A 3,749-nucleotide genomic window follows, 5' to 3' on the forward strand; every position below is an offset into this window, starting at 1 on the left:
CGTCTTCAACTTGTATCATGGCTGTTGCTTGGTAAACAGGGGTACTTAATACTGCATAAACAACACCTACGAACATAAACAGCGCGGTTACGGCTACTATAAAATATTTGCGATCGAGCAATGCGCCTAATAGCGCCATTAAATCAATTTCTTGCGTTGGTTGTGTGTTATTAGTGCTTTTATTATTAGCGCTACTAGCGCTGTTATTCGGCTGGGTATTCATTAAATTAGCCATTCCTTATAAATACTTTTGCCAAGCGCTACACGCGCTGTCGATTAATGTGTAAACGTGCTCAAAAGCCTCTTGGCTTTGGCGGTAAGGGTCTGGTATTTCGGCGTTATTAATCCATTTACCGAGTAAAAACGTTTTGCCGCGCGCCTCTGGGTAACGAGCATGTACGTCGTTTAAATGGCGTTCTTCCATTACGAGTATTACGCTGTTTTGCGCAACTAAGCTTGATGTAAGCTGCTGGCCTTGGTGATCATCCATATTTACGCCATGTGCAAGCGCTATTTGTTTTGCTTTTGAATCGGCTGGTTTGCCTTCAAGTGCTGTTAACCCAGCAGACGATACTTTAATATTTTTGCCTTCAAGCTTTTGCTTTAAAACATACTCACCTGTTGGGCTGCGGCAAATGTTACCTGCACACACTACTAAAACTGAATCAAACATTTTTAAAAACCCTTAGTTTGATGAAATATCGTCTAGGCTATCAACCGATGCTACCGACGGTAATAATAAACTTATTACACGGTTCCAACGGGCAAGCGGTGCCGATGTTACATATACAATATCGCGCGGTTGTAGTTCAAACTGTTCAGCTAATACCATTGCCGCTATATTTTTAGCGTGTAATTGGTATACGTTTGCAATAACACCGGTTTGCTCTAGGTCACTTTTACGCAGTACAAATACGCCATTAGCATCGGCTGTTGCTTCATTTAAACCGCCTGAGTCGCTTAGCGCTTCGGCCAAGTTTAAACCATAACGGTTAAGCGTTACTGAACCTGCTTTTTTAACATCACCTAATACAAATATTTTTTGTGTATCGTTACGGTTTACGTGCACTATGTCGCCATGTTGCAATAAACGATTTTGCGAAATGTCACCATGGGCATAAAAGTCATCAAGTTTAATAACTTCTGTTTTGTTGCCACGGGTAAATGTTACTGTGCGCCAATCGGCTGCATCAGTTAAGCCGCCTGCTTGGTTTAGCGCATCAATAAGGGTAAGTGGAATTTCGGTTACTGGGTATACACCTGGTTGTTTTACTTCGCCGGTAACGTAGGTTTTTTGGCTTCTAAAGCCAACTACTTTTACGTCTACTTGAGGGTCTTCTATTACTCGGCTTAGGCGTTTTACAAGCTCGTTGCGTACTTGGCTTATTGTTTTACCTGCTGCGGGTATATTTGGTGCATAGGCGTAAGTAATGGTGCCGTCTCGTTGTACTCTAAAGCCGTCAAACTCTGCGGTACGTTGTACTGCTGCCGGTATTGTTAGCTCTGGGTGATCCCATACACCTATGGTTAGTACGTCGCCAACACCTAGTTTGTATTCGTAGTTGCTTACGTTTAAACCATCGGTGCTTGAAATTGGTTTAGCTGCTATACGCGCTTGATTTTGTTTATTTATTAGTAGCGAGTCGATTATTTGAATGTTTACTTTTTCGAGATCTTGTTCGAGGTTTTGTGTTTGCTCGCCTGAGTCTATACCTTCAAAGTGGCTGCCTGGTACTATTGTACAGCCGGTCATGCTTAGTATTGCGAGTATTGATGCGAGTGATTTACAGCTTAACGCCATTGTAGAATCCCAAAATTATTTTAAATATTGCACTTACTCACCAACCTTGGTGAGCACTTGTATTTTAGCCGACTAATTAAAGCATGTGCACTATTGTGAAGCAATAGCCTTTGCTTTGTAAAAGCTTTGTTACTAAGTTTTTAATTAGCACTGAAATTATATCAGTATTTTCATAAGGTCTTTATGAATAAATTTAACTGATAGCCGTTTTTAGTAAAGCACTTAACGCATTCATCACCAATTGCACAAAGAGAAGTGAATTATAAGTCATTTAAACAAGTGCTTTATGGCTGTTTACTTCTTTAAAGTGCAGTGTGCTCTTAACCTCTTTGTGAATAGACCTTATTACGAGCTTTGCTCGTCACGCCAGCAAGCTGCGCGTCTACAAGTGAACTTAACCACGGTGTTAAACTTTGCCGCTGGGCTTTCACACGAATAGCACTCTTAGCTTATTTTTGAATAAACTCATTGAGTTTTGCACAAAGAGAAGCGAATGAGGAGTAAATGAGAAGACATTTAAATAAGTACTTTATGGCTGTTTACTTCTCTAAAGCGCAGCGCCCTCTTAACCTCTTTGTGAATAAATCACTTAAAATATGATTGCACAAAGAGAAGCGAATGAGGAGTAAATGAGAAGCCATTTAAATAAGTACTTTATGAGTTTACTTCTCTAAAGCTCAGTGTGCTCTTAACCCTTTTGTGAAGAAGTTCTATTACGAGCTTTGCTCGTCACGCCAGCAAGCTGCGCGTCTACAAGTTAATTTAACCACGGTGTTTTAAGGGCTTTGAGCACGCTTCCGCCCTTAGGTTACAGTTCCTAGTTACTGATATAACACTATTTTTTCGCGGCATAAAGTCGCTGCTACGTTTTTAGTTATTATTGCTTAATATCTTTATTATCTACACTTACTTCAATTTTTTGATTAAGTAAGTTAATTAGTAAAATACTGCGCAAGTCGCCATCGGGCTCTTTGTATATTGCTTGTATATTACTGAATGAATCGTTGTTAACACTTACTACATCACCTGTTTTTGGTATTTGTGATTCAGTAGTGTGTGCACGTTCATTTTTTAAATGGTCAATTATGTGCTTAGAAACCAACTGATAACTTGCCCCATAAGAAACAAAACCACCTATTCCACGGGTGTTTTTTACAGCAGAAAAGTTACCATTTTTTGATTCAAGGCATACAAATAAATAATTAGGGAATAAAGCGGTGTGTTTGACGGTCCGACGACCTTTAACCAACCTTTCGGTAGTTAATTGGGGGTAAAACGCTTCAATCCCTTGATTTTGCAAGTTAGTTTTAGCTCGCTCTTCTTGCTTAGGTTTGCATACGACTAAATACCAACATTCCATAGTAGCCCTTAATACATAACTAAATTGCAAAAAATACAATTCCAAACTAAACAACGGCGGCATTATAGCCAACATAGAGTACCTATGTAAATAAGCCTTAGCGGTTAATAGCCACTCACTTTAACAAATATTGTTATTGAGTTTAAAGGGAGTAAAGGCCTTGACGCTAGTTTAGTACCTATAAAGCCATGTTTAGATTGGGCTAAACAAAAGTTTAGCCGCGAAAATTTATTAAAAACTTTAATTAGTATTTTTTTAATAAATATATAAATAAGAGCGCGAAGTAAATTCGCAGCTACAAGTTGGTGCATATTTGTAGGTGAGGTTTATACCTCACTTTTTTTGGAGTTAAAATACGAGCGCGAAATAAATTATCACTTACAGGTTGGCGCATGTTGTAGGTGAGGTTTTATACTCACTTGTTGTTAGGAGTTAAAACACGAGCGCGAAATAAATTCGCACCTACAGGTTGGTGCATATTTGTAGGTGAGGTTTTATACCTCGTTTTTTTAGGTGTTAAAACATGAGCGCGAAGTAAATTCGCGCCTACCTGTTGGCACATATTTGTAGGTGAGGTTTTATACCTCG

4 protein-coding genes are annotated in these 3,749 nt (G+C 39.1%); all 4 read right to left on the reverse strand.

Features of this window, described 5'->3' with window-relative positions:
• The coding region (locus tag L656_RS01000000121775) for a Wzz/FepE/Etk N-terminal domain-containing protein (RefSeq protein ID WP_139016058.1) at positions 1-223 on the reverse strand (223 nt) is incomplete at its 3' end.
• A gap of 15 nt (positions 224-238) precedes the next feature.
• Positions 239-673 (reverse strand): low molecular weight protein-tyrosine-phosphatase, encoded by a 435-nt coding sequence (locus L656_RS0100740; RefSeq protein WP_024597806.1) that lies wholly within the window; start codon positions 671-673, stop codon positions 239-241.
• A gap of 12 nt (positions 674-685) precedes the next feature.
• Positions 686-1,801, reverse strand: a complete 1,116-nt coding sequence (locus tag L656_RS0100745; RefSeq protein ID WP_024597807.1) for a polysaccharide export protein — start codon at positions 1,799-1,801, stop codon at positions 686-688.
• A gap of 877 nt (positions 1,802-2,678) precedes the next feature.
• Positions 2,679-3,161 (reverse strand): transcription/translation regulatory transformer protein RfaH, encoded by a 483-nt coding sequence (gene rfaH, locus L656_RS0100755; protein ID WP_024597808.1) that lies wholly within the window; start codon positions 3,159-3,161, stop codon positions 2,679-2,681.
• Positions 3,162-3,749: the final 588 nt, after the last annotated feature.

Source organism: Pseudoalteromonas sp. TAE56, assembly GCF_000497955.1.
Classification (GTDB): Bacteria; Pseudomonadota; Gammaproteobacteria; order Enterobacterales; family Alteromonadaceae; genus Pseudoalteromonas.

Coding starts and splice junctions, on each gene's coding strand:
- L656_RS0100740 (WP_024597806.1), bottom strand. CDS start 673: ATGTTTGATTCAGTTTTAGTAGTGTGTGCAGGTAACATTTGCCGCAGC.
- L656_RS0100745 (WP_024597807.1), bottom strand. CDS start 1,801: ATGGCGTTAAGCTGTAAATCACTCGCATCAATACTCGCAATACTAAGC.
- rfaH (WP_024597808.1), bottom strand. CDS start 3,161: ATGGAATGTTGGTATTTAGTCGTATGCAAACCTAAGCAAGAAGAGCGA.